1 protein-coding gene is annotated in these 552 nt (G+C 34.6%); it reads right to left on the bottom strand.

Features of this window, described 5'->3' with window-relative positions:
* On the bottom strand, positions 1 to 552 hold a 552-nt coding region (locus AVBRAN12654_RS09400), incomplete at both ends, for a flagellin (RefSeq protein WP_336614393.1).

Below are 552 nucleotides of genomic sequence, written 5' to 3' on the forward strand. Positions count from 1 at the left end.
TTGTAATAATCTCATTACGTTTTGTTGAACAGCATTTGCTTGGCTCATTGCATATACACCTGATTGAGCTAGGATTTGGTGTTTACTAAATGTAGCGCTCTCAGATGCAAAGTCAACATCTCTAATATTACTTTCAGCTGATTTAACATTTACTTGAGTAACTGAAATATTATTAACAGTTGAAACAAGTTGATTTTGGACAGAACCAAGGTCACTTCTAATTGCTTCAAGAGCTTTTTGAGCTGATTCAGCAATATTCATCATTGCTTGTGCGCCTTTTAATGTCATTACACCTGCAGCATAACCATTCTTATTATCTCCTGCATCAGTTGCTTGCCAATCATTAGCATTAAAGCCCATTGCATCTGCTGTTTCTCTATCTATAGTAGCATTAGTTTCTCTTAAGCTAACTGTTTTTTCAGAAACATTTTTATCATAGCCTATTGCACTTGTAACATCCATACTATGCAATTTACCATCAGCTCCAGTATAATCTCTAGTAGCTTCTACAACTATGTCTTTACCATTAGTTGATGAAAAACTTAATCTTCC

This window comes from Campylobacter sp. RM12654 (assembly GCF_020137585.1).
In the GTDB taxonomy this organism is placed as follows: domain Bacteria; phylum Campylobacterota; class Campylobacteria; order Campylobacterales; family Campylobacteraceae; genus Campylobacter_E.